This window comes from Zunongwangia sp. (assembly GCF_048269745.1).
Taxonomy (GTDB): domain Bacteria; phylum Bacteroidota; class Bacteroidia; order Flavobacteriales; family Flavobacteriaceae; genus Zunongwangia.
On record NZ_JBLXIB010000010.1, the window covers coordinates 31191 to 54949 of the forward strand.

Annotated in this window: 19 protein-coding genes; 7 read left to right on the top strand and 12 right to left on the bottom strand. The window is 30.4% G+C overall.

Features of this window, described 5'->3' with window-relative positions; genetic code table 11:
* Positions 1-265 precede the first annotated feature (265 nt).
* Positions 266-667: a prepilin-type N-terminal cleavage/methylation domain-containing protein gene (locus ACN0WI_RS11935; protein ID WP_417887129.1), complete on the bottom strand. Its 402-nt coding sequence runs from the start codon at positions 665-667 to the stop codon at positions 266-268.
* 134 nt (positions 668-801) lie between these two features.
* On the opposite strand from ACN0WI_RS11935, the gene ACN0WI_RS11940 reads away from it, so the two are divergent.
* The 5 genes from ACN0WI_RS11940 (at position 802) to ACN0WI_RS11960 (ending at position 9659) form a co-directional block, all read left to right on the top strand.
* Positions 802-3870 (top strand): hypothetical protein, encoded by a 3069-nt coding sequence (locus tag ACN0WI_RS11940; RefSeq protein ID WP_417887131.1) that lies wholly within the window; start codon positions 802-804, stop codon positions 3868-3870.
* A 2-nt stretch (positions 3871-3872) separates the two neighbouring features.
* The gene (locus ACN0WI_RS11945) at positions 3873-8162 is read left to right on the top strand and encodes a DUF6443 domain-containing protein (protein WP_417887133.1); all 4290 of its coding nucleotides are present in this window, start codon (positions 3873-3875) and stop codon (positions 8160-8162) included.
* Positions 8146-8610: a hypothetical protein gene (locus tag ACN0WI_RS11950; protein WP_417887135.1), complete on the top strand. Its 465-nt coding sequence runs from the start codon at positions 8146-8148 to the stop codon at positions 8608-8610. Before ACN0WI_RS11945 ends, ACN0WI_RS11950 begins: the two co-directional genes overlap by 17 nt.
* Positions 8611-8758: 148 nt before the next feature.
* Positions 8759-9001 (top strand): hypothetical protein, encoded by a 243-nt coding sequence (locus tag ACN0WI_RS11955; RefSeq protein ID WP_417887137.1) that lies wholly within the window; start codon positions 8759-8761, stop codon positions 8999-9001.
* A gap of 226 nt (positions 9002-9227) precedes the next feature.
* Positions 9228-9659 carry a transposase gene (locus tag ACN0WI_RS11960; protein WP_417887283.1) on the top strand — a complete coding sequence of 144 codons (432 nt, stop codon included), beginning with the start codon at positions 9228-9230 and terminating at the stop codon, positions 9657-9659.
* A gap of 81 nt (positions 9660-9740) precedes the next feature.
* On the opposite strand, the gene ACN0WI_RS11965 is transcribed toward ACN0WI_RS11960, so the two are convergent.
* The 11 genes from ACN0WI_RS11965 to ACN0WI_RS12015 form a co-directional block, all read right to left on the bottom strand.
* Entirely contained in the window at positions 9741-10043 is a 303-nt protein-coding gene (locus ACN0WI_RS11965) for a hypothetical protein (RefSeq protein ID WP_417887138.1), read from the bottom strand.
* Positions 10006-10218, bottom strand: a complete 213-nt coding sequence (locus tag ACN0WI_RS11970) for a hypothetical protein (RefSeq protein ID WP_417887139.1) — start codon at positions 10216-10218, stop codon at positions 10006-10008. The genes ACN0WI_RS11965 and ACN0WI_RS11970 overlap by 38 nt, the downstream gene beginning before the upstream one ends.
* A 58-nt stretch (positions 10219-10276) precedes the next feature.
* Positions 10277-10702, bottom strand: coding sequence for an interleukin-like EMT inducer domain-containing protein (locus tag ACN0WI_RS11975; protein ID WP_417887140.1), 426 nt, complete (start codon positions 10700-10702; stop codon positions 10277-10279).
* A gap of 20 nt (positions 10703-10722) precedes the next feature.
* Complete coding sequence (locus ACN0WI_RS11980; RefSeq protein ID WP_417887142.1) at positions 10723-11463, bottom strand: hypothetical protein; 741 nt, start codon at positions 11461-11463, stop codon at positions 10723-10725.
* Between the two features lie 83 nt (positions 11464-11546).
* On the bottom strand, positions 11547-12494 hold the full coding sequence (locus ACN0WI_RS11985) for a hypothetical protein (RefSeq protein ID WP_417887144.1): 948 nt from the start codon (positions 12492-12494) through the stop codon (positions 11547-11549).
* A gap of 28 nt (positions 12495-12522) precedes the next feature.
* Positions 12523-13413, bottom strand: coding sequence for a hypothetical protein (locus ACN0WI_RS11990; protein ID WP_417887146.1), 891 nt, complete (start codon positions 13411-13413; stop codon positions 12523-12525).
* Between the two features lie 7 nt (positions 13414-13420).
* Positions 13421-13744, bottom strand: a complete 324-nt coding sequence (locus tag ACN0WI_RS11995; protein ID WP_417887147.1) for a hypothetical protein — start codon at positions 13742-13744, stop codon at positions 13421-13423.
* On the bottom strand, positions 13707-14015 hold the full coding sequence (locus ACN0WI_RS12000) for a hypothetical protein (protein ID WP_417887149.1): 309 nt from the start codon (positions 14013-14015) through the stop codon (positions 13707-13709). Before ACN0WI_RS12000 ends, ACN0WI_RS11995 begins: the two co-directional genes overlap by 38 nt.
* Positions 14016-15287: 1272 nt before the next feature.
* The gene (locus tag ACN0WI_RS12005) at positions 15288-16007 is read right to left on the bottom strand and encodes an energy transducer TonB (protein ID WP_417887150.1); all 720 of its coding nucleotides are present in this window, start codon (positions 16005-16007) and stop codon (positions 15288-15290) included.
* Positions 16008-16195: 188 nt separating this feature from the next.
* Positions 16196-17701 (bottom strand): S41 family peptidase, encoded by a 1506-nt coding sequence (locus tag ACN0WI_RS12010; RefSeq protein ID WP_417887152.1) that lies wholly within the window; start codon positions 17699-17701, stop codon positions 16196-16198.
* Between the two features lie 308 nt (positions 17702-18009).
* Positions 18010-18693, bottom strand: a complete 684-nt coding sequence (locus tag ACN0WI_RS12015) for a cell division ATP-binding protein FtsE (RefSeq protein WP_417887153.1) — start codon at positions 18691-18693, stop codon at positions 18010-18012.
* A gap of 229 nt (positions 18694-18922) precedes the next feature.
* Between ACN0WI_RS12015 and ACN0WI_RS12020 the strand changes: the two genes are divergently transcribed.
* Positions 18923-21946 (top strand): tetratricopeptide repeat protein, encoded by a 3024-nt coding sequence (locus tag ACN0WI_RS12020; RefSeq protein ID WP_417887155.1) that lies wholly within the window; start codon positions 18923-18925, stop codon positions 21944-21946.
* An 18-nt stretch (positions 21947-21964) separates the two neighbouring features.
* Complete coding sequence (locus ACN0WI_RS12025; protein WP_417887157.1) at positions 21965-23719, top strand: TonB-dependent receptor; 1755 nt, start codon at positions 21965-21967, stop codon at positions 23717-23719.
* Positions 23720-23759: the final 40 nt, after the last annotated feature.

The window sequence follows — 23759 nt, forward strand, 5'->3', positions numbered from 1 at the left end:
CATTTCCCAGTGTAGTATTTAATTCTTTTTTTAATTTAAAATGGCTATAGAACCATACAATCAATAAAATAAAAAAAATTATACTTAAATTAATGCTAATAAATATTAAAGCTGTGCTTATTATACTAGTGTTTGCTAAATAAAAGAACCCACCTAATACTGCAACCAAAGGAAATAAAAACCAAATCACTGCTCTTTGTGTAATATCTTGATAGGTTATAAGTGTAAGCGTTATGATGATCAATAGTTCTATAATCCGCATATTTCAATCTTTAACAACTTGCTCAGGATTACCTTTTTTATCGATTTCCCAGACATCATAAATTCCATCTCCGTCAAAATCTACCACAGCAGTAGCTCTAACTTTATAATTCTGTATACCCGCTTGGATAATTTCATATTTATAATTTGCGTTTCCGTTTTTCTCTACTGTAATAGGAGGTTGATAGTCGATTTCTTCAAAGCTTGGAGAATACTTAGAATGTAGATATTGGTATTGCTGCTCTAAGTTAGCTATATACTTTAATTGGATTTTGGCCTCCTGTGCTTTCGTTTTACTAATAAGTGGCATAAAATTAGGAAGCGCTATCAATAATAAAATACCTATAATTACTAAAACTATAAGCATCTCTTGAAGGTTAAAGGCTTTTAATTTTTTCGTTTTCATAATTCAGTTTCCTTTTACAATAGTAAAAAACAGCTAGGCTAAAAAAAAACTTAAAACCTTACTAATAGTATGGTTTTTTGTGAAAATTAAAAAGCATTAAAAATCTAAGTTTGCGATTAAATATATTGTAAAAAATGCAGAAGACATTCTATTTAGTTTTTATATTTTTTTTTGTAAGTCTTACAGCTAGTAGTCAAAGTAGAAGAGATGAAGAGTTTTTTAAATCTAATTATCATCAAATAGCTGATGAAATAATAACACCAACTGTTTATTCACCAGAAGTGAGTTCTTTTGCTGAAACGACTATTTTACCTACAGATCTATTTGTAGGTAAAGTAAATATAGAGGTTCCTTTATATACCTTGGAACTTAAGAATTTGAGTATACCAGTGCTTTTAAAATACAATTCAGGAGGTGTTAAGGTGGCAGATATGGCATCTAATTATGGTTTGAATTGGAGTCTTTTAGGAGGTGGTGTTGTATTGCGAAAAATTAAACATTTATCGGATTATCGTATATTGCAACACCAGTCATCTGGAGGGTCAAAAACGCATACTCCAGCCGGGTGGTTGTATAAAAAACATCCTGATTCAAACTTACTTATTTCTGCAAATAACCCCAATAATGATGCGTTGCCGGACGTATTTTCAATAAGTGCTCCTGGGCTTAATACTAGTTTTATTTTCGATAGGAATGCTCAAGTAAAAGAATTAAGCGCGCAAAGAAATAAAATAGAGGTAAAATTTGACAGGTTTGATCCGATTATAAAAGATAAAAAGTATTTATCGACAGCTATGAATTGGGGAGTAGTCGAAGTAACAGTAACTACTCTAAAAGGAATACGTTATGAATTTAATATGCCGGAAATAGTTGTTTCTAAAACAAGGAACGAGACAAATGCTGAGTATGATAATAGAATACTGAATTTTGGAGTAGATATGATTAAATTAAAGTCCATAGAAGATTTAAGCACTGGGCAAAAAGTAGTTTATAAGTACGAAAAATATATAGCTTCTAATCCAGATAAAATTCGTTTGGTTGAAAGGAAGGTAGCATCAAATAGGAATTTTTCTTATAAAGCTTATCGTAAAACAAATATAGCTTTAGGAAATAGGCTGTCTAAAATAATTTTAGATAACGGAGAGGTTGAGGTAGATTTTAGTTATAACACTGCACGAGAGGATTTCCCTGATGAAAAAAGGCTTGATGAGGTGCAAGTTAAAAATAGAGACCATAAAATAGTAAAAAAGTGGCGGTTTGATTATTCTTATTTTATTTCAAGTATAGATCCGGAATCACCTCAAGGAAAAAGATTAAAGTTAAATAAAGTATATGAGCTGGATAATTCGGGAGTTCCAAAACCAGGTTATCAATTTACTTATCACGAAGAATATCCGATGCCTCCAAGAGATACGTATGCGTACGATTTTTTAGGATATAATAATGGTAGTTATTCGCCATCTGTAGATACACCAGAAAATAATGCCCGTCCAAAGCTATATTTTAAGGATTTTAGGATAACCCCATTTAAAACACCGAATTCGATATATATCCCTGGTAATTTTTCTCTATTATCAAATTTAAATTATGCAAAAACTTATACTTTAAAAGAGATAAAAACACCAACTGGAGGAAAACAAACTTTTAATTATGAGTTGAATACGATAGATTATTATAAAATTATAAAAGGGGGAGGGCTAAGGATTGCTTCTCAAGAAATTGTAGATGAAAATGGAGACAGGACTTCTATGAAATACGAATATAGCGATGGTAGAATGGGCTATTTTCCACAATATGCTACTTACGAATTATTGGATGCATATGAAGTGCGAAATTCTTTTTCAAATCTAAATGATTTACTAAGTTATTTATATATAGAAATTTATTCTACCCCCAAAACAGCAATACAATTAAACAAGGGTAGTTTTGTAGCATATGGGTATGTAACAGAAAAATATGAAGGTGTACGTAATGGTTTAACAAAATATACATATAGTTATTTTGAAGATGCTGTGCCTGATAAGGAATATTCCCCCGGAAGAACTTATAATTCTGATTATGGTAAAAATTGGGGCAGATTAACACATAACAGATTAACCTTTAGTAATGACTATAAAAGAGGAAAGCTGCTATCTAAAGAAATTTATAATTCTTCCGATATAATAGTCATTAAAGAAACCAATTCTTATAGGGAAGATGAAATGGATCATCTAGATTTAACTTATTATAACTGGGTCGTAAATCCAAGTTCTACAAACCCCTATTTAAGTGGAAGTGGAAAATCGAAATATAATAGTTACGGAGGTGTTAAAGAAATATTAAAATACCCAATGTCAAGATATCTTAAACATTTGCATACTGTAGAAGAATATGGGACAGGCGGAGACGAAATGTACGACCGAGGGTTAATTGTGCAGACATTAAATTTGTATGATCCATATTTCCCACTGCTTACAGAGAGTTTAATTTCTAATTATCTTCATAGAGAAGATGGGGATAAAATTTTATGGGAATCAAAAAAGATTTGTAAATATCCAGCTTATGGAAATCCTTATGAAAAGAAAAAGTTTTGGGTAAATAAAAATTATGCATATGCAAAAGAATTGGTTAATTCGAATAGAATAGCATTACCAATGGAAATAGAAATATCGGGTAGGAAATATTCGAAAAAGGTTTTTGAATATAAACCTTTCTCTTCCGGTTATATAAATCTCAATAAAATTAAAAAGTTTACAAGAGACAGTTTAGAATTACCAACTATGTCTATCTCCAAAAGAGATTTGAGTAGTAATATAATAGAAATCCAGAATCCAAATGGTAGTTATATATCGATAATATATGGTTATGGTAATACTAGTATTGTAGCAATTATTAATGGGGTAAGAAGAAATGAATTAGATAATTGGTTATTTGAAGATTATGGTATGAATTGTTCTTCGTTTAATGAAATTTCAATTAATGAAAGCGAGGAAGTTTTATTAAAAAAATTGGATGATTTACGAAAATTAGTAAATGAAAAAGCTAATGATAATACGGTATCTGTAAATACTTATACACATGATCCTTTAATAGGTGTAAAAAGTATAACGGATCAGAGAGGAATACGTACGTATTATGATAGAGACCAATCTAATAGGTTGAAAACGATTAGAAATAATGAAAACCAAATATTAGAATTGTATAACTACCATTTTAAAAATTAAGAATGAAAAAAATTATATTCCTTTTAGTACTAATGTTTGTTAAATTTTCATATAGTCAAATATATAGTGGTTATCAACTTGTTAAAATCGGAACGACAGTAGCAGATGTAGAAAAATATTCTGAGGGTCATCCATATCCAACTCCAGACTATTTCCCCAATCAGGGGAGCCCCTATACCTTAACAAATTATATTGATACATATGGGGAAGAAATGAGAGCAGGTTATATATATAATATCAAAGTTAATGGTAAAAATAATTTTTATGGTGTTAGGGAAAAAATGAAACCTAGTCAAGGGTATGTTCATATACGTCCTACTTCAATAGAATTTATAAGTAGTGTTAATGGACTAGTCAATGAGTTTGATAAATATATTAAACTTTATAAAGTTAAAATTATAGGCGAAAATTTAGATAAAATTAATGAATATTGTGAAAATGTAGAATTAGGAACTGTAAAATATTTAAATATATGTTCTAAGTCTTCGTTAAAAGAAGGAACGATTTATAATTTTGAAATAAAAGGTGAGAATTTGTTTTATTTAATAGATAGTTCTCCTTTAGCCAAGGATAGCGAATATCCTCTTTTAGAATATAGCAATTTTGAAAAAATACAAACATTAGAGGATATATGTAATAAAGGTTTACAGGGAGAAGTAAAACTTACACAAACTGAAAATTATATTCAAACTATTAAATTTTTGGAACCAATTTCAAATACTTCTGAAATAAAGGAATATACAAAAAAAACAGAAACAGTAAATTATTTTGATGCCTTAGGAAGATTGAAACAAAGTATTTCTGTAAGAGGAGGGGCAAATTATGAAGATGTAATTACTCCATTTCAGTATGATAAGTTAGGTAGGCAGAAAAAAGAATATCTTCCTTATGCCGATAAAAGAGCAACAAAAGGGAAGTATCATAACAATGCTTTCGAAGAACAAAAACAATTCTATGAATCCGATAAGTATGAAAATACAAAAAATCCATATTCAGAAAAGGTCTTTGAATCATCTCCTAGGAATCTAATTTTAGAAAAAGCCTTACCAGGAAATGCTTGGGATTTATCCAATGAAAATCATCATAGCGAAAAAAAAGATTATCATTTAGTTAATTATAGAGATAAAGTAAAATATTATTCTGTAAGTTATGAATCGTCAACAGATAAAAACAAGCCTGTATTATTAGATAATGGTTATTTAATGAAAAATAAAGATCAAAGACCTCAATTATTTAAATTTACAACTAGAGGAGAAAATTATAGAGAGGGTGATGAAAAAAGTTACGATACAGAAGTATTTATAGATTTTCAGAATAGAAAACTTTTAGAAAGAAGATTTGTTACTAACTCCAAGACTAATCATTTAGATCAGATAGATACTTATTATGTTTATGATGATTATGGAAATTTAGTATATGTATTACCTCCGCAATCAAATCCGGAAAGTAAAATTACTCAAGAAATATTAGATAAATTTTGTTATCAGTATAAATATGATACAAAAAATCGGCTTATTGAAAAAAAAATACCAGGAAAGGGTTTAGAGTACATTGTTTATAATAAAATAGGTCAACCTATAATGACCCAAGACAAAGAACTTCGAAAAAAAAATCAATGGCTATTTACCAAATACGATAGACTTGGAAGAAAAATATATACAGGTTTTTTTAATAGCACGTTATCAATTAATCAGCATCAAGAGTTAGCAGATAAACATTTACAAACATTTGAAAGTCGATTAAAAAATCAAGAAAAGGCTAATACTATAAATAGTACTGAAATATATTATACTAATAAAAGTTATCCTAAAGTTAATACGGGTAAAATTTTATCAATTAATTATTTTGATACATATCTTCCGAATAATTCAATTTATTTTGAAAAATTGCCAATATCTAATAATAAAGGAAAAAAAATAACTTTAGAGGTAAAGGGGTTATCAACAGTATCTCAAGTACGGGTTTTAACCCAAAACTCAGAAAAGTGGATAACATCTACTTTTGGGTATGATAATTATGCTAGAACTATTTGGAGTAATACCAATAATCAATACTTACAAAGTACTTTAACTACAACGAATAGTTTAGATTTTTCTGGAAAAATATTAGAAAGTACTAGTCAACATGAAAAGAGAGATATAGCAGATTCAAAAATTATTTTAACCGATTTTTACGATTATGATCATGTAGGCAGATTGAAAACCCATACACAATCTTTAAATGGAGATATTGAAAAACAAGATTTAATAATTAATAGTTTAATTAATAAAGATTCTAGTGTAATATCAAATCATTCTATCTTATTAAAACCGGGGTTTCATTTTAAAGCAAAAGATGGAGTTAGTTTTAAAGCTTCCATTATTAAAAATCAAACAAAGATAAATTATAAGGAATTAATTGCTTCAAATTTTTATGATGAATTGGGAAATTTAATCACTAAAAAAGTAGGAGGATCTTCTGTTTTAGAAGGTTTACAGCAGATTAATTATAAGTACACTGTAAATGGGTGGCTTAAATCTATAAACAACGTAGATAATTTAGATAAAGATTTGTTTGCTTTTAAATTAAATTATAATTCTACAGAAATGGGATTGTCTTTGCCATTGTATAATGGTAATATAAGTGAAAGTATTTGGAAATCTGCTTTGTCTGATAATAAAAAAAGGGGATATTCTTATTCTTATGATGAATTAAATAGAATAAAATCTGCACAATTTAGAAGTAGTTCAGTTAATTCCAATCATTCTTTTACTGAGGATGTAGCCAATTATGATGTTTCAGGTATTGAATATGATAAAAATGGAAATATTTTATCATTAAAACGAAGTGGATTTATTTCAACAGGAAATTATAATGTAATAGATGATTTAACTTATGAATATGATGGTAATAGACTGGTGAAAGTTAATGATAAATCAGAAATCCTAAAAGGTTTTAAAGGTAGTTCAAATAATGCTATAGATTATGCGTATGATGGTAATGGGAATATGACCCAAGATTTGAATAAGAACATCCAGGAAAATGGGATTACTTATAACCATTTGAACTTGCCGGAAAAGATTCGAGTGGGCAGTGGGGAATCTAAAAAGATTGAGTATGTTTATGATGCTACAGGAACAAAACTAGCCAAGAAGGTGACTGAAAACGGAACAACGATAAAGACGGAATATGCGGGGAACTTTATTTATAAAGGAGGGAATTTTGAGTTTTTTAGTACCTCGGAGGGTTATGTTAGTAAGGAGAATGGCCAGTACCAGTATGTCTATCAATATAAGGATGTATGGGATAATGTAAGGGTTTCATATTCAGATACTGACGGAAACGGAAGTATAGAGACAAGTTCGGAGATTTTACGTGAACGAAATTACTATCCTTTTGGAATGTTTCATTCTGGATATAATGATTTTGTAGTTGGAACAGAGAATAATCATAAAACCTATCAAGGTCAAGAATTTACAGATGATTTAGGGTTGAATATTCACGAATGGAAATACCGTTTCAGTGACCCGACCATAGGTGGACGCTTTTGGAGCATTGATCCCCTAGCTGAGGATTACAGTTATCAATCACCTTATAATTTTTCGGAGAACGATCCCGTTAGTGGTGTCGAACTTGAGGGACTGGAAAAATTGCGCGTGACGGTATATAATGTCCTGAAAAATCATTCGGGGGGATATACAAAAAGTATCCCTCAAATGACATCGGTCACGGATAACCATGATTGGAATGATGGAACCCATAATGAATCACAGTTCAATGTTTATGATGACGAGAACAAGATGGTAAAGGCCATCTATGGTGGACCAGAGGCTAATTTTAATCTTTCTAAGGCTGGGATTAATATCACGAAAGTGGAACGCGTTGACCTGAGTATAGGTGAAGTATTTGATGCAGTAAGCAACAACACAGAGTTCCAGAGAGCAGGTGAGACAACGAAGAATTATTTTGCGGGAGTGGGACTTGCTTTTGGTGTTGGAGCTATAGCTGCAGGCGAGGGAACGTTTTTTACCTATCTTGGCTTGGTTTCTGATGCAGATGTTGTGGCGGGTGGGGAAAATGGCAGCCTTACAGATTACTTGAATGAGAATGGTCAAAAGAGTGCTACCTTGGTCGGTACAGCATCTGCGGTAGGGAGCAAAACAGAAGCAGTTAAAACCCTAAGGAGTACAGCGGCGACAACAAGCAGTAAGTCTTCGGCAGCCATAAATTTATTTAAAGCTATATTTGATTTATCGGCAATAATAATAGAAAAAATAAACATAAACGAAGAGGGTCATGATGGAAGACTATAAAGAAGTTTTTGAGAAAAACAGTTTTTTCAATGGAGCATTAATCGTGCTAGGTATATTTGGTATAATTAGGGTTGGGCTTGCTTTCTTTATTGAAAGTAACTCTATTAATTTGCTTTATCCTTCTATATTAATAACATTTGTCATTATCCTTTTTTTTAATACGAAATGGATTTACAAAGTAATTATCAAGGAAACTGAAATAGAATATTTTTATCCCATCAATTTATTGGGCAGAAAAAAGTTGACAATCAATTTCGGTGAAATAGACGGGATGAGTTTCCATGGATATGCATATAATTCCCCATCACATTTCAAGCTTAAGAGCGCAAAGGGGAAGTTTAGATTTAATTGTCCTGAAGATATGTCAAAAAAATTGATTGAATTTTTCAGGTCTAAGGGAATTACAGTTACCTATAAAGATGAAAAGGAAGTGGGATATAGAAAATGATTCGTGAACTTCGCCAAAATAAAAGAAAACCGCCCAATAAGGCGGTTTTTTATTGTGCCTGCTTTTGGGCAAGGCCTGCTTGGATTTGCTACCTTTACTGAGACATAAAATTTAAGATCGTTTGTTATAAAACAAATATCTTAGAACCATGAAAAGAAGCTATTATAGTCCAAAATCAAAAGAACTAGCGGATGAACTGGGCATAGAAGTCCAAAGAATCTACAAATGGCGTAAGGCAGTAGAGACAGTTATATTGCCTAAGCCTGAAAAAACCAATATCCGCTGTGCTTTAGCACTTAAAAGACTTCGCAAAGCTCTTAAACAAAAGGAATTTGACTTGAGTAAACCACCGCTATGGCTCTACAAGAATAGCCGAGCAGCCAAAACGTAAAGGCTATTGTATATTCAGGTTTAGAGTGGCTAAAATTATGGAGACGGACCATAGGTTGAGCAAACATAAAAGGAAGTTTAAGGCTACCACAGATTCCAATTACAGTTATCCTGTTTGTAGAAATTTATTGAACAGAAACTTCAATCCTTATAGGTTAAATAAAGTTTGTGTTATCGATATCACTTACATTCAACCCCACCAAGGCTGGCTGTATTAGACAACTATTATTGATTTATTTGACAGGCAAGTAATCGGTTGTTCATTAAATACAAACCTGCACACTAATCAAACTATTATACCGGCATGGAAAATGGCTATAAGAAAGCGCAAGATAAACATGGATTTACTATTTCACTGGGATCGAGGGATACAATATGCCTCAAAAGCATTTAAAACATTTATAAAATCTATCCCGCTGGTAACCCAATCCATTATCAGAAAAGACAATTGTTGGGATAATTCCGTAGCTGAGTCTTTTTTTAAAACTTTAAAAGTAGCACTTATTTATGATGATGATTTTAAAACTATACAGGCTAAAACTGCTATCTTTGAGTACATCGAAATTTGGTATAATAGGAAACGCTTATACTCTTTTTTAGGATATAAAACACCTTATGAATTAGAACTAGAATTTTATCAATTTAATAATGTAGCATAGGCCTTAAAAAATTTGTCCGCCTTTTTGTTAAAAATCCCTCACCGAATGGATGGTCTATTTACAAAGTTTATGAAATAGTCTTTACTTAACCCGTTTTTCAAGATTATCAATTCTTTTATTCTGCTGAATAATATAGAGTGTTAACTCTTCTATTTTTTTCAAGAGTTTTAGGTTCATTTCCATAACTTTGAATCCTTCTTTTTCTATTTCTGCCTCCGAAGGAATATTTGGTAAATGTTTATTTTCATTAATATCTTTACTAAGATACTGAATAGGTTTGAGGTCATAACTTTTTTCAAATACATAATCAGGGACTAAAGCTCCATTTAAATCTATTTTTACTTCTTTAGCGTGAATCTTTCCTTTTACAGTTAACTTTTTCATCAGGATCAGTTGTACCTATTCCTATATTATTATTTTGGTCTACAAGTACCGCTGGTTTTGTGAAATTTGGATTTGTAGAAATAAGCGAATTGGATAGATCATTACCAGTAAAGGTATCATTAATGAGCCAAGTAGCTATAAGTGCGAAATTAGCATCAGGATCTGATGATTGCATAATTTCATAAGCATGATAATTGGAAACGACTGAAGTGTTAGAGTTTGTTCCAATACCTTTAAAAAATAGAGGCGTAAGGATGTCTACTATCTTCTGTAAATTTATCACTGGCAAATTTATATAATCCAAGTCTTCTAGCTGCCCGAATTAAGTCTTTTGTAATATTAGCTTCCCAAGCATCATAAGATGTTAATATTCCAATTTGCTTTTGATTCAAGCTGTTTAATTTAGATGCTAAATTATTTGCATTAGAAGTACTAATATAGGTGTCATAAACTTTAGAACTGATATGTTGATGACTCTCTGCATCAATAATTGTAAGGCATAGACCTCTACCGGATGGAATGTTTTGGTCGATTCCGTTTAAAATCAATTTCCTTTGGCTGTTATTGTTAAATCCTGAACCTTTGATATAAATTGAAGTTTGAGCAAAGCTATAGTGTAGCATTAAAACAGATAGTATCGTGAAAAGTACTTTAATCATTTTTAGTAAAGTTTGATAAATTAGTTTTCTATCTTTTCTAATCTTTTTTGTAATTCAATAATTTTTGTATTCATTTTTTCTAACTCTTTTATTTTATCAGCTTGTTTATTCAATTTTTTTTCTTGTTCTATGGTATAAAGAGTTAGTTCTTCAATCTTTTGTAATAATTTGGCATTCATTTCCCCAAGAAAAAAACCATTATTTTTGATCTCATCTTTTCTAGGTATATTTTTTAAATGTCCTTCTTTCTTGATATGTTTTTCTACATCTAGTAAACTTGGTAACTCGTAATTTTCTTCAAATACAAAGTCAGCCCAATTAGAATAGGTAGCGATTTTCACTTCTTCAGCAATTGTTTTACCTTTTATAGCGAGTTTAAACCCTTTTGTATTTACGCTTCCTATCGCAACGCTTCCTCCTAAATCATTTAGGATTATATTTCCTCCAGTAGCGTTTGATGAACGGCTTCTAATATAAAGATGTCCATTTGTAGATGTATTTTCTAAAACTATTGCATTATTAGATAATTGAGAAGTTCTTATTTTAAATAATTCTCCGAATCTAATTCCATCATAATTTCTTAGGTTGTCTAGCTCTAACTTCATTTTAGGGTTAGTAGTGCCGATTCCGATATTTCCTTTTTTATATATAAAATCATTTTTTAGGCCTGATTCTGTCTGTATTTTTTCTTGGGCAACCATAGAAAAGCTAAAACAAGTGATGATAAATAGGAAAAGTATGTTTGGGAATTTAAATGACATGTTATTATAGGTTTAATTAGAATTAATCAGTTTTTTTAGTCAGTCCTGTGAAAGGTTTTTACTTATAAATAGTGCTAAGTGATTCATCTTTTTTCAAGAAGTTTTTCTATTCTTTTTAGTCTGTCTTCAAGTTTTTTTAAGCGCTTGATTTCTTTATGTTGTTCGATTGTATAAAGGGTGAGTTCCTCAATTTTCTTTAAAAGAATAGCATTCATTTCTCCTAATTTAACTCCGCTATTTTTAATTTTCTCTTCTGAAGGCACTCCCTGTAAATGATAATTTTTCTTTATAAATTTTTCAATTTCTTCAAGAGAATTTAATTTATAGTCTTCGTGAAAAACATAATCCGACCATTCTACGACTTCAACGGTTATTTCTCTGGCCCCTATAGATCCATTAACCGCCAATTTATGATTCCCCATGGTTTCTGTTCCTATTCCTACTTTATAATCATTGATTCTTAGTACAGATCTTCCTGCGTTATCTACAAAATTGAAACCTCCTTCAGGATTACTTGTTCCCATAGAATTCATAAATCGGATCATGTGACTTCCACTAATTTTTGAGTATTGATCTATTTTTCTATAAGGCCAATTCCAATATATCTTATTACCTGAATTTCTCAGTCTTATATTCCCATCAATATCAAGCTTTTCTGAAGGACTGTTAACGTTAACTCCCAAATTACCATTTTTACTAATCTTAAAAAGTTGATGACCAGAATTTTCAAAAACCAATTCTCCACTTAAATTTTTATAGCGAAATCTAGCATCTAAAACATAATTTTTAGCAAATGCCAGAATTGCATCTTTATCTTCTTTAGCGTTAATAACAATACCTTCACTATTATCTGCATCACCCACAACTAAATTATTTATACCGGTACCTGATATTCCTAATTGTTGTGTACCTACTCCTAAATGGCCAGTAGTATAATTATTAGAAATAGTATTCCAATTTTGTGCAAAGGAATCGATACTAGAATTTAAAATAAAGACTAGGATAGTAACTATAATATTATTTTTCTTCATTTTTAAACTTACGGTACATTGATTAAATTTAATTTAGATTTGTATTTTCAAGAAGTTCTTCTATTTTCTCTAGCCTTTCTTCAAGTTTTTTTAAGCGCTTAATTTCTTTATGTTGTTCGATTGTATAAAGGGTGAGTTCCTCAATTTTCTTTAAAAGAATAGTATTTATTTCTCCTAACTCTATTCCATCAGATGCTTTTACTTCAGTCGCATTTGGCACCTCAGGTAAATGGCCATGAGATTTAATATATGCCTCTACTTCTTTCAGAGTAATTAGATCATACTTATCTTCAAAAACATAATCCGGCCAAGCGGATTGTAACTGTACCTTAATTTCTTCTGCAATCGCTTTTCCTTTTATTGCAAAGGCATAACCTGCTGGGATATTATTTGTGTTTATGCCTAGTTGGTTCGTACTAAAATCTCCATATAATAAAGGAGTGGCAGTATTCGTATTGTCTAGATAAAACTTATTACTACCCTTTTCATTACTTCCCGCTTCAGTTCCAATAAAAACATTGTTACTTCCTTTATTATAAGAACCTGTTCTATAGCCTAAAAAGACATTTCTATTACCTGAAATATTTTGCTTACCTGCATAACGTCCTATTAAAGTATTATAAGAGCCATCTTGATTATATACTCCGGTAGAAACTCCTAAAAATACATTTTCAACTCCGGTAGTAGTTGAAAGACCTGAATTGCTACCTATAAATGTATTACGATGGCCGGAAGTTAATGAACTACCTGAAACATATCCAATAAGTGTATTATGATCTCCATTTGCAACTTGACCTGCTTTAACACCAAAATAACTATTAGTATTTCCTCCTGTTTGACCAGCTCCTGTACCATAGAATGTCTGAGCCGTTATGATATTGGAGATAAAAAATATAATTAAAAGTAAGTTTTTTTTCATTAGTAAGTTATTTATGAATTTGATCTTCAAGCCTTTTTATTCTTTGTTCTTGTTCCAATAGATATAGTGTGAGTTCTTCAACTTTTTCAAGAAGCTTTAAATTCATTTCTTTTAAATGTAGACCTTCTTCATTCATTTCTTGAGCAGAGGGCACATTAGGCAAATGGCCATTTTTTTTGATAAATCCCTTAATCTTTTGAAGTGTGAGTAATTTATAATTTTCATTGAAAACATAATCAGGAACTAAAGCTCCATTTAAATCAATTTTAACTTCCTTAGTGTGAATAGTTCCATTAACGGCTAGTTTTGCATCTGGAACTTTTAGTACCAATCCCTACAAGACCATTATTTTTAAAAAAGGCGATTAATTCATTAGAATAAATACTTACTCCTTGACCTGGATCTGATGGTGTGTAGATTCTAACTTCCGAAGGCATCGTGGAGTACTCTGATATGGCAACTCTTTGACCTGATGGCTCGAAACCAATGAGGTTAGATGTTCCTCCTGATTCTCTTGTGTCTTTAATGAATTTATTATTAAGTAAATTTATGTTTCCGTTAGCATTATAATCTTGGGCTTTTACAGAGAAAATTGAACTCAAGCTAATGAATCCAAAAAGTAGATAAGTTATTTTAATAGTCTTTTTTGTCATTACTTTTTTAAATTAATTCTATGTAGTTTTGATTCTTATACTTTATAAATTCTACTTAAAAACTTATTTCGATACAATTATTGGTAAATGTAATCAGTACTTTGTTATTGTTGTCAAAATCATTATCAAGACTAACAAAAACGTTTATAAAGTTTTATGAGCTAATTTTTATAGACAAGCTAAATTGAGTAAATTAATTTTGATGATTATATGTTTTTAGATAGCTGAGATTAATCTGTAAAATTGGTAATGTTAATATAGTTTATTACATTCCTATTTTGTGAAACTATATATAGACCAAGAGAAATATACAGCATCTGTAAAACAGATATTTATTATTAATGAACAAATATAATGTGATATTGAATCAGTATAGATATATAAAACCTTATTAATAGTAAGGTTTTTAATACTTGTTTAAAAAATTAGATTTAAACGTGAAATTTTATATTACCATATAAAATTTAATTGTTCTTTATATTAAGTAGTATATAAATTTAGTAAAAAATAACTTTAGAGATCAAGATTCTTCAACGACTAATAATTTTTAATGTTTTTAGCTTCTAGATGATATGAAATCACGATGAGAATGTTAAAATATGTTAAAGCAAAACCAATCCGGTAACCAATTTTTTACGTATCCTAGGAACATATTGTAAATAAAAGGATCTCAATAATTTAGTCATTCCCTCCGACTCCACAATAAAAGAATCCTGAGATCTTTTTAGATTTCGGGATTTTTTTGTTTTTATAATTTTTAAATTTTTACACTTGTACAAGCCTTAATTAGAGATATAGGCTTTAGTTTTTTAATAAGTTGAATAATTGGCAAAATCAGAATATAAAAAATACGAGTTTAAAGAAATACACAAATTGTGTTGGAATAATCCAAATTTTAAAGGATTTACTATTTATAGATAAATCCACCGAAAAATATGAGTTGGATAAACGTAAAACTGAATGATCGATTAGAAAAGTATAGCTTTCTAAAGATTTTTTAGCTTAGGCAAAAGAAAATTTAAGATTATTGAACGATCAATTTGAAGCCGGAACGGAACTATTACCTTGAAAGATGTTTTAGAATTATAGGTTTTATGGTAAGAAGTTTATGCATAAAGTTATAAATACAGAAACATCTTTAAAAATTAAAAAGCCGAATATAATTCGGCTTTTTAATTATGTAAATATAAAAAGTAAAGGTATATCATTTATTAAATTTAGTTAGTTTTTGACTTGAAAGTTAATAGGTATTGCATAAGAAACTGGTACAGCTTTACCTCTTTGTCGACCAGGCTGCATTTTAGGTAGTAAATTGAGAACTCGTTTAGCTTCATCCTCTAATTTTTTATGAGGTCCTCGAGCTTGTATATTAGAAACTTCTCCTTGTTTGTTAATCTCAAAAAGTACAGTAACTCGATTTATACCATGTAAACCAAGATCTTCTGCTAAACTGGTATCAAAATGTTTTCCTATAAATTTCGATATATGTTGACTCATACAGGCCTTTCGGTCCTCATTATCGGTTAAGCTTTCACAGCCAGGAAAAATAGGAACATCTTCAATGATTTCAAAAGAAACTGGTGCTATTTCTTCAAACTCGGGAGTTTCGATAATATCTTCTACTTCCCTAATATCTTCCAAGCTTGTTTCTGTAGTTTCAATTTCATCTTCAGTTTTTTCAGATTCATTATCTATTACTTCAATTATCGGAGATATTTTTGGTTTTGGTGGTGGTAATTCTTTTTGATTTGTGGCAATAGGTATGGGTTCTTCTATGATATCTTTAGAATAATCCCATTTATTATTAATTGCTTGTTTGTGATCGGGAGTTTTCAAATTAATCAAAGAATAAGAAAATAATAGGACGGCAATTAAGCCAAATTGTAAAAATAATCCAGTCTTTTTTCGAAGATCTACTTTCGGGTTTTTCTTGGGTTTCATACTATAAAAGTTTTAGAATTAATAAATAGGATACTTATGTTTTGGTAAGTTGCTAAAACACAGTACCTGTGGTTTTAATAAAACCTAATCAAGAGTTATGCCGAACAGTTATGTTTTTAAAAAGTAGTAACCGCTAATAAAAAAGCCGCTATTCTAAAATAGCGGCTTTTTTAAATAATTTTATTTTCTTACTCAAAAGGTACATTATCGATATACATTCTTTGGTAGGTAGGACTTAGCATATTAGTTTCTCCTATTTTTTGATAATCTAATTGTCTAGAATGTTTAGATTTAAGTTGAACAGTTGTTCTATTTAAAATTTTATCTATTGCAGCAGATAATAGTGGTTCGTTTTCATTCCCTAATTCACCAAGCTCTCTAATGTCTTCTCTAATATTGATATCTGGAGTAAGTCCTTCTTCATAATCGGTATTACCTAATTTATTTGCCATTTTTAAAACTAAAGGCTGCATAGCGTAATTGTGATTTTGGTTTATATTCGATTTATTGAAGTTAGGGCTATCATATAAAGTTACAGAGGCTTGAAATTTACCGGTTGTTGTAGTTCCTATTTGAACAACGTCTATGTAAGGATTTAAGCCATTAATAATTAATTCGCTTGCAGATGCAGTAGAATTAGAAGTTAAAATATAAACTTGTGATAAGTTTAAACTATTGATGGTTTCTCCGGTTCTAATTGTATTTTTAAATTTATTAATAAGAGATGAAGGAGAAACATTCTCATAATATTCTTGATAGTTATCATTCCATATTTCAGTTGCAAAAACTTCATTTGTAAATTGTCCGGTAACCATACTTGCTAAACTCGTTGCACTAGCCACTGAACCTCCACCATTGTATCGTAAATCTAAAACAAGATCTGTAATTCCTTTGGATTTTAGATCACCAAAGGCAGCATTTAATTCATCATCAAAATCAGCAATAAAGCTAGTATACATTATATACCCAATTTTTCTGTTATCGATTTCTAATACTTTAGAGATTAAAACAGGATTCATAGTGTAACGATCATCAGTTAAATCAGCAGTTTTATCGGTAATAACTATTCTATCGTTTTCAATATATCCCACATTTATAGTAAAAGAAGCTTGATTTAGTAAAGTAGAAAAATTAGTGGTAGTTAATTGTTGCCCATTTACTTCGGTAAAAATATCACCTCTTTTTAATCCCTCTCTTTCGGCAGAAGTTTCTGGTAAAATATATTGTATAAAACCGATTACATTATTGGTGTTTTGTATTTGGGCAAGCCCAAAATCCATACCGGTAGCGCCACTTACACCATCAAATCGATCTTCAAGAGCTTCGTAGTCGTCAACAATAAAACTAAACCTATCCTTGTTGGATAATAGACTGTTAAAAAGTATTTCCGGAGTATCGTATTTTTCTAAAAACTGATTTTTTAAAGAGTCATTTTCAAAATAACCATCTGCAAGTTCAGGAGTATCTGCTTTATATAAGTAAATGTCATTCAATCCTCGATATATAAAATCTTTAATTTCTAGATCTATAGTTTCTTGTTCAGTTAAGGGATCAGGGTCTGAAGTAACATCGTCTGGTTCATCGTTAGTTTCTTCAACAGTTTCCTCAATAGTCAATTCTTCTATTTCATCTTTAGAGCATGAAAACAAAAGTAAGCTGCCAAAAAATGCCGTAAATAAAATGCTGTTTTTCATCGATTTTAATTTTTTAAATAGGTGTTAATAAATGGATACTATCAAGGGGCTTGAAGTAAAAAATTATTTTACTATATGGTAAATTGGTTTGGTTATAGGAAGTTTTTCTCGTATTTATAATAATATAGATGTTACTAACTATAGTAATAATTTTTCAGGGTGCTAATTTATAAGTGGTTTAAATAGCAATCTGTATCTATATTTACGAGAAAATAATAAATTCAGTTTTATAAACGAGCCTTGTTAATTGCGATTAAAAATAGTTAAAAAAATAACATATTTGTATTAAAATATTCTTTATTTAATATTCATACAGTTTTTTGTACTACTTCAAATACTCGTTGTCCATCACATTTCAAGGTTTTGGAAGGATATTTTAATAATAAAGCATAGTCGTGTGTAGCCATTAAAATGGTATTTCCATTTTTACTAATTTCTTGTAAAACTTCCATTACTTCCACAGAAGTTTGCGGATCGAGGTTTCCAGTAGGCTCATCGGCTAAAATTAGTTCGGGATCGTTAAGTAAAGCTCTGGCTATAGCAACACGTTGTTGTTCTCCTCCGGATAATTGATATGGAAATTTAAAATCTTTAGTTTTCATTCCAACTTTATTCAAAACTTCATCAATTTTTTTATTCATAGCTGGTTTGTCTTTCCATCCCGTAGCTTTAAGTACAAATAAAAGATTGTCTTTAATAGTACGATCGGTTAACAATTTAAAATCTTGAAAAACAATACCTAATTTTCTACGTAGATATGGTATTTCTTTTTCTTTTAATTTTCGTAAATTATAATCTACTATAGTTCCTTCTCCTTCAGTAAGAGGTAAATCTCCATAGAGTGTTTTCATAAAACTACTTTTACCTGTTCCGGTTTTACCAATTAGATAAACAAATTCACCTTTATTTACGGTAACATCTACTTCCGATAGAATTAGACTTTCACGTTGATAAATTGCTGCATTTTTTAATTCCAGAACAGTATGTGACATAGTTTTTATTTCTTTTTTGGTAAAACCTTAAGGGCTAGTATTCTTTATTTCTTCAGAAAAAGATAAAATATTTTCTTTCTTAATCTACTCTTTAGTATTTACAGCTAAATAAACAATTTTTCTGTAGTGCAAACTTAGTTTTTTTTACATTAACATAATTATAGTGTTTAAGAAGCGTTAAGAAATAAAGCATTAAATTATCTTTGATTTAAAACTAAAAAACCAATAAATGACAACTAGAAAAATCTACCTATCTGTTGTTTTCTTTCTAGTGATTCAATTTGGGTTTGCCCAACAATCTGCTATTTATACTAGCGATTTGGCTAAATTCAATAAAGCACTAGACTTGTATAATAATCAGCAATTTTTACCGGCTCAACAACTTTTTGCAGCAGCTAAAGAAACAGCTACCGACGAGAAAATAAAAGGAGATTGTGCCTATTATATCGCAAACGCTGCGGTTAGACTAAAACAACCTAATGCCGACGAGCTTATGGAGCGTTTTGTTTCTAACTACCCAATGAGCAGTAAAACCAATTCTGCATATCGAGATGTAGCTACATTTTATTTTAATACCGGTAAGTATACGTTAGCTCGAAAGTGGTATGATAAAGTAGATGAGAATAATCTTACCGCAGCCGAAAGTCAGCAATATTATTTTAATAAAGGATATGTATATTTTCAGACTAACGATTTTGATGCTGCAAGAACCTATTTTAATCGCGTATTAGATTCTGAAAAATATGGAGCACAAGCCAAATATTATATTGGATATATGGCTTACGAAAATGATGATTATAATAAAGCCAATCAGTATTTTGATGAGGTAAAAGGGAATAGCCAGTTTAGTAAAGATCTTTCTTACTATCAGGCTGATATGAATTTTAAACTAGGTAAGTTTAAAGAAGCAATTAAGCAGGGGAAAGAACAATTACCAAAATCTAATTTTAGAGAAAAATCTCAGCTTAATAAAATAATAGGGGAGAGCTATTTTAATTTAAAAAAGTATGATGAAGCAATTCCGTATCTTAAAGAATACCAAGGTCTTCGAGGCAAATGGAATAATACAGACTATTATCAATTAGGTTATGCTTATTATAAGCAAGGTGATTATGAAAAAGCTATTTCTGAATTTAATAAAATTATAGACGGAAAAAATAGTATTGCTCAAAATGCGTATTATCACTTAGCACAATCGTATTTGGAAGCTGGTAAAAAACAAGAAGCTTTAAATGCTTTTAAAAATGCTAGCGAAATGGATTTTAATCTAGATATTAAAGAAGACGCATTACTAAATTACGCGAAACTTAGTTACGAAATAGGGAATAGTTACGAGAGTGCTTCTAAAGTATTACTCAGATATTTAAAAACATATCCAGATACCAAAAATCGTCAAGAAGCAGAAGAATTATTAGTAAGCTCTTTTATAACTTCTGGAAATTTTGAAGAGGCAATGGAGTTGTTAGAGAAAAACAGAAATTTTGCCGATAAAGTAGCCTATCAAAAAGTGGCGTATTACTACGGATTAGAACTTTATAAGGATGGTGATTTTTACAAGGCAATCGAAAATTTTGATAAAGCTTTAAAAGAACCTAGAGATCTTCAAATTACAGCAAAAGCAACGTACTGGAAAGCCGAAAGTCAATATAACGTTAATAAAATTGATGATGCAATTATAGGTTATAAGCTTTTTGAAGGAATGAGTGCTGCTAATGGAACTCCAGAAATGGAAAACCTAAATTATAATTTAGGCTATGCTTATTTTAAAAAGAATGAGTATAAAAATGCCATTACGTATTTTAAAAAGTTTGCAAATAATGATGCTAACGAGCCAGCAAAAAAATACGATGCTTATTTACGATTAGGAGATAGTTATTTTGCAACTAGTTCGTACTGGCCTGCTATGGAAGCTTATAATAAAGCCATTGCAGGAGGTATTAGTAATGCCGATTATGCTGCTTTTCAAAAAGCTATTAGTTATGGTTTTGTAGATCGAAAAGAAAAGAAAATACAAGATTTGTCGGATTTTAATGCAAGTTATCCACGTTCTTCTTATCGGGATGATGCGCTTTACGAATTGGGAAATACGTATTTGGCAACTTCAAATAATAAAAAGGCAATCGATTCTTATAACCGATTAATAAGCGAAGTTCCTAAAAGTGCTTTCGTTCCAAAAGCGATGTTACGCCAAGGGCTTATTTATTTTAATAATAATCAGGGAGAAAATGCCTTGAGTAAATTTAAGAAAGTAGTAAGCGAATATCCAAATACTCCAGAAGCAAGAGAAGCAGTTTCTACTGCCAGAAATGTGTATGTAGATTTAGGGCGAGCAGATGAGTATGCTAATTGGGTTAAAAATATCGATTTTGTTGAGGTTAGTAATGCTGACATCGATAATACTACTTATGAGGCTGCCGAAAATCAATACTTTGCAAACAATAAAGATAAAGCAGCTTCAAATTTCGAAAAATATCTAAAAAGTTTTCCAAACGGAATTCATGCAATTAATGCACATTATTATTTAGCTGAATTAGAATATCGAGATGAAGATAAAACCGATGCAATTTCTCATTTTGAGTATGTTCTAGATAAACCTACAAATGAATTTACAGAAAAATCTTTAGCTAAATTATCGCAAATCTATTTATCGAATAGAAATTATAAAAAAGCGATGCCTGTTTTAAAACGATTAGAAGCTGAAGCTAGAGATACCGATAATAAGATTTATGCGCAATCTAATTTAATGAAATCTTACGAGGAGCTTAATCAACCGGAAGAAGCTGCACGTTATGCTGATCAAATTTTAACGAATAATGCTGCAGATGAACAAGCTAAAACAGATGCACAACTAATTGTAGCACGATCTGCCGTAAAATCAGGTAATCTTTCAAAAGCAAAAAAAGCGTATGCTCAGGTGCAAAAAACAGCAACTGGAAAAATAGCTGCTGAAGCGCTCTATTACGATGCCTATTTTAAAAATGAAGGTAAAAATTACGAAGCTTCTAATGCTGCAGTACAAGTATTAGCTAAAGAATTTTCAGGATATAAGTTTTGGGGAGCAAAAGGTTTAGTGCTTATGGCTAAGAATTTTTATGCTTTAGGAGATGCATATCAAGCCACCTATCTTTTAGATAATGTGCAAAAAAACTTTACAAAATATCCTGATGTAGTACAAGAAGCCAAAGCAGAGCTAACTAAAATAAAAGCAGAACAGGCTAAAACAAATTCTTCGGTAAATACCGATAATAATTAACAACCAACAATATTAAGAATGGATATGAAATTCGTTTCTATAAAACCAGTTTTATTACTCAGCTTTATCCTGATAAGTGCCAGTGTATTTGCACAAGATCAGGATACGATGGAGAGTGAAACCGTAACAGTTATTAAGCAATATTCACCATCGGTTAGGGATGCTTCTAAATTAAAAGTTACACCACCTAAAACAGATTCGGTAACTACCACAAAAAAAACAGTTAATTATAAGATATTTTCGGTTCCGGTAGCATCTACTTTTACTCCTGTTAAAGGTCGAGCAACTAAGATAAAAAGAGAGAGAGCTCCTAAAATTTACGATAACTATGCAAGTTTGGGTGTAGGTAATTATACCAATATTTTAGCCGAATTTTATAGTAATATAGAAGTAAATAGAGATGATAATTTAGGGGTGTACTTTTTACATAACTCCTCTCAAGGAGGAATAGATGAAGCGCAATTAGATGATAAATTTTATAATACATCTTTAGGATTAAATTACGGAAGGAAGGATCGTGATTTTGCCTGGAAAGTAGGTTTAGGTGGTCAACATCAATTATATAATTGGTACGGATTACCTGAAAATTTATTGCTAACCAATGAAGAGAAATTTTCTATAGATCCGCAACAAAATTACTATTCCGTATTTGCGGAAGGAGAGTTTGAATTATACGGTTCTATTTTTGATAAAGCAAATATTCAAATTCGACAATCTGGAGATGCTTCCGGAACTTCAGAGCAATTAGTAGATTTTGGTGCTCAGTTTAATTTTAATATTAATGATATTGCGGTTAATACCGATGTAACCGCTAATTATGTAAATGGAGAAGCCGGAAAAACATACCTCTATTTTATTGATTCTGAAGTTAATGAGTATTCCTTTCTAAATTTAGGAATAAGTCCAGGAATTGTATACTTACGAGATGATCTTACTTTAAACATAGGAGTTTCTCTTAATTATTCTGCAGATACAAAAAATAGTGAAAATTCATTTTATGTATATCCAAAAATTAGTGCTAGTTATAATTTAGTAGACGATTACTTCATTCCGTATGCAGGAATTAATGGAAGTCTAAATCAAAATTCATATTATAATTTCGTTCAAGAAAATCCGTATGTTTCTCCAACATTAGCAGTTAAACCGACTAATAACCAATATAACGCGTTTTTAGGAGCTAAAGGAAAACTTAGTAATTCTATTTCATATAACTTTAGGGGGAGCTACCAATCTTTAGAAGATAAGGCATTATTCCGGCGAAATGTTCTGTATGCTACTTCTACTAAGGGTTTTGAATATGGAAACTCTTTTGGAGTGTTGTATGATGATATTAAAGTAGCATCGTTTTTTGCTGAAATTAGTGCAGATCTGTCTTCTAAATTTCAATTAGGAGTAAATGGAGAAGTATTTAGTTATGATTCCGATAATCAATCAGAAGCATGGAATATGCCAGATTATAAAGCATCTGTAATGGGTAATTATACTATTTCAGATAAATGGATCGCAGGTGTGAATTTATTTTTAGTAGGAGAGCGTAAAGATTTAGCAATTAGCGATTTTAGCGCTGTAGATGGCGGAATTACGGAAAGTAAAGTAACCCTAGATAGTTATTTTGATGCAAATGCTCAGGTACGATATAAATTTACCGATCGGTTATCGGTATTTGTAAAAGGAAGTAATTTATTTAATAACGATTATCAAAGGTGGATCAATTTTAACGTACAAGGATTGCAAGTTTTAGGTGGTTTAACGTATAAGTTCGATTATAATTAAACTTATTATAAAAATACTATAAATATTAAAAACGCGCCTC

Excerpts from the sequence above, each read along its gene's own strand:
- ACN0WI_RS11935 (WP_417887129.1), bottom strand. The coding sequence starts at position 667 with ATGAAAACGAAAAAATTAAAAGCCTTTAACCTTCAAGAGATGCTTATA.
- ACN0WI_RS11940 (WP_417887131.1), top strand. The coding sequence starts at position 802 with ATGCAGAAGACATTCTATTTAGTTTTTATATTTTTTTTTGTAAGTCTT.
- ACN0WI_RS11945 (WP_417887133.1), top strand. The coding sequence starts at position 3,873 with ATGAAAAAAATTATATTCCTTTTAGTACTAATGTTTGTTAAATTTTCA.
- ACN0WI_RS11950 (WP_417887135.1), top strand. The coding sequence starts at position 8,146 with ATGATGGAAGACTATAAAGAAGTTTTTGAGAAAAACAGTTTTTTCAAT.
- ACN0WI_RS11955 (WP_417887137.1), top strand. The coding sequence starts at position 8,759 with ATGAAAAGAAGCTATTATAGTCCAAAATCAAAAGAACTAGCGGATGAA.
- ACN0WI_RS11965 (WP_417887138.1), bottom strand. The coding sequence starts at position 10,043 with ATGAAAAAGTTAACTGTAAAAGGAAAGATTCACGCTAAAGAAGTAAAA.
- ACN0WI_RS11970 (WP_417887139.1), bottom strand. The coding sequence starts at position 10,218 with ATGCAATCATCAGATCCTGATGCTAATTTCGCACTTATAGCTACTTGG.
- ACN0WI_RS11975 (WP_417887140.1), bottom strand. The coding sequence starts at position 10,702 with ATGATTAAAGTACTTTTCACGATACTATCTGTTTTAATGCTACACTAT.
- ACN0WI_RS11980 (WP_417887142.1), bottom strand. The coding sequence starts at position 11,463 with ATGTCATTTAAATTCCCAAACATACTTTTCCTATTTATCATCACTTGT.
- ACN0WI_RS11985 (WP_417887144.1), bottom strand. The coding sequence starts at position 12,494 with ATGAAGAAAAATAATATTATAGTTACTATCCTAGTCTTTATTTTAAAT.
- ACN0WI_RS11990 (WP_417887146.1), bottom strand. The coding sequence starts at position 13,413 with ATGAAAAAAAACTTACTTTTAATTATATTTTTTATCTCCAATATCATA.
- ACN0WI_RS12005 (WP_417887150.1), bottom strand. The coding sequence starts at position 16,007 with ATGAAACCCAAGAAAAACCCGAAAGTAGATCTTCGAAAAAAGACTGGA.
- ACN0WI_RS12010 (WP_417887152.1), bottom strand. The coding sequence starts at position 17,701 with ATGAAAAACAGCATTTTATTTACGGCATTTTTTGGCAGCTTACTTTTG.
- ACN0WI_RS12015 (WP_417887153.1), bottom strand. The coding sequence starts at position 18,693 with ATGTCACATACTGTTCTGGAATTAAAAAATGCAGCAATTTATCAACGT.
- ACN0WI_RS12020 (WP_417887155.1), top strand. The coding sequence starts at position 18,923 with ATGACAACTAGAAAAATCTACCTATCTGTTGTTTTCTTTCTAGTGATT.
- ACN0WI_RS12025 (WP_417887157.1), top strand. The coding sequence starts at position 21,965 with ATGGATATGAAATTCGTTTCTATAAAACCAGTTTTATTACTCAGCTTT.